This window comes from Scopulibacillus cellulosilyticus (genome assembly GCF_042665295.1).
In the GTDB taxonomy this organism is placed as follows: Bacteria; Bacillota; Bacilli; order Bacillales; family Sporolactobacillaceae; genus Scopulibacillus_A; species Scopulibacillus_A cellulosilyticus.
In genome coordinates this window covers 1-2,247 of sequence record NZ_JBHTCO010000029.1, presented here as the reverse complement: position 1 = coordinate 2,247, position 2,247 = coordinate 1, and the positions used below count along the sequence as shown (strand labels likewise).

The 2,247-nt window shown below is 39.8% G+C and carries 3 protein-coding genes; all 3 read left to right on the top strand.

Features of this window, described 5'->3' with window-relative positions:
* On the top strand, positions 1-1,243 hold a 1,243-nt coding region (gene istA / locus ACFQRG_RS16560; protein ID WP_380968057.1), incomplete at its 5' end, for an IS21 family transposase.
* A complete protein-coding gene (istB, locus tag ACFQRG_RS16555; RefSeq protein ID WP_380968055.1) occupies positions 1,240-1,989 on the top strand; it encodes an IS21-like element helper ATPase IstB in 750 nt (249 codons plus the stop codon). The genes istA and istB, both read left to right, overlap by 4 nt.
* Before the next feature lie 7 nt (positions 1,990-1,996).
* A complete protein-coding gene (locus ACFQRG_RS16550) occupies positions 1,997-2,209 on the top strand; it encodes a hypothetical protein (RefSeq protein ID WP_380968053.1) in 213 nt (70 codons plus the stop codon).
* The last annotated feature ends 38 nt before the right edge of the window (positions 2,210-2,247 follow it).

The window sequence follows — 2,247 nt, the reverse complement described above, 5'->3', positions numbered from 1 at the left end:
GAATCGTAAGATTCCGTACTCGTATCGGAGTTTTTTGCGTCATTATAGCAGGTACGCGGACAAGTATAAAGCGACTTTGCGCATTCGCAGAAAACCAGGCGAAATCCTGGAAGTTGATTGGGCAGGATCCACAACCTTCGTCATAGACAGAGATACTGGGGAGAAGATAAAGGCGTATGTTTTCGTTGCAACGCTACCGTGCAGTCAATTATCGTATGCGGAAGCAACCTTATCAATGGATCTACATTCGTGGATTACCGCTCATAACCATGCGTATAAGTATTTTGGGGGCACTACACAAATTATAGTGCCAGATAATCTTAAAACGAGCGTGACAAAACATACCACACGTGAGTTGGTCTTGAATACAACGTATCGGGAAATGGCGGACTACTATAACACCGTTGTGATGCCTGCTCGGGTTCGTACGCCGAAAGATAAGGCAAGCGTTGAAGGCTCGGTTGGTGTTATCTCTACATGGATTATTGCGGCATTAAGAAATACCCATTGTTTCAGTATCGATGAGTTGAATGAGGAAGTTTGGACGAAATTAGCTGAATTCAATCAGCGCCCCTTTACTCGCAAAAAAGGGTGTCGTTTGTCGGCATTTGAAGAAGAGGAGAAATTTGCGCTTTCACCTCTTCCGTCTGTGCCTTACAAAATGTCCGAATGGAAAACAGCGAAAGTACGTCCTGATTATCACATCTCTGTCGAGAGTATGTTTTATTCTGTTCCATATGAATATATCAATCGACAAGTCGAAGTGAAATTTTCAGATGACCTCGTTGAAATCTTTTTTAATCATATGAGAGTGGCTTCTCATAAACGATTATATGGGAAGTTTGGTCAGATATCCACCATTCGTGACCATATGCCTGATAATCATAAGTTATTCGTAGATCAAACGCGTGAAGCAGCGATTGAATGGGCTGAAAGTATCGGGTCATCAACCTTAAACGTCGTTCAATACATTCTAGATACTTTCCAAACGGAAAAACAGGCGTTACAGTCCATATTTTCGTTAAAAAAGTCTGAGCGTCGTTACACAAAATATGAAATTGAACGTGCATGTAAAATGGTTATTTCTATGACGAAAAGACCGACGGTCAAAAGTATTCAAACGATATTGAAGAACAATAAAAAGAATGACGCCGAGCAAGAACTGAAACGTAAAACAGACACCAGTAAACATAACTATGGCTTCACGCGTGGAGCTTCTTACTATGGGGGAACGGATAAATGATGAACGAACAAACATTAACAAAATTACACGAAATGAAATTGAACGGTATGGCGGAAGCCTACAAGGAACAAGCATTGAACAAAGAATTTCAAAAGATGAGTTTTGAAGACCGTTTTTCTTTACTCGTCGATTTAGAACATTCCCGTCGTAAGAGTAATAAGCTTCAACGTTTGATAAAAACAGCCACTTTTTTAAACTCAAATGCCTGTATTGAAGATATGGAATATTACGAGGATCGTAGATTAGATAAAGAGTTGATTTTAAAACTGGCCAGTGGCAACTATATTCAAAAATGTCACAATATCATATTAAAGGGACCCACCGGTTCGGGGAAGACATTCTTAGCCACAGCATTCGGAGTATCTGCTTGCCGCCAATTTTATAATGTGAAATACATTCGCCTACCAGAATTACTGGATGAACTGACACTCGCAAAATTAGCAGCGGATGGAAGCTATCGGAAAGCCATAAAAAAATACACGAAAGTTCATTTACTCATACTTGATGAATGGCTACTGACAGATTTATCAACAGATGAAGCGGCAATCCTACTGGAAATTACAGAAGCCCGTCATAAAGTGGCTTCAACTATTTTCTGTTCACAAATTGATCCTAGTGGTTGGCATCTAAAATTAGGAAGTGAAACAATTGCGGAAGCTATTTTAGACCGCATTATCCATGACTCCTATCAAATTTTAATAGATGGAGACGTTTCTATGCGTGAGCGTCATGGGTTAGGCAGGTAAGTCTGATATGACAATTATGACAAGAAAGGACCTACAAAAAATTGAGGAATACTACTACTGGGTCGGTTACAAAGACTGGTCGCCATTCCCTGATGAACTAAGGTCAAAGCTTCTAAGTGTCTATGGAAAGGAACCTTCTCCTTATAGTTGGACAGAGCAAGATATTTTTGAAGGTTCCAGAAAAGTTATCATTGATTACTTCGAAAACAGATCTAACTAATTGAAGAAGGAAGGTCCTACAGCTTAGCAAACCGTTAA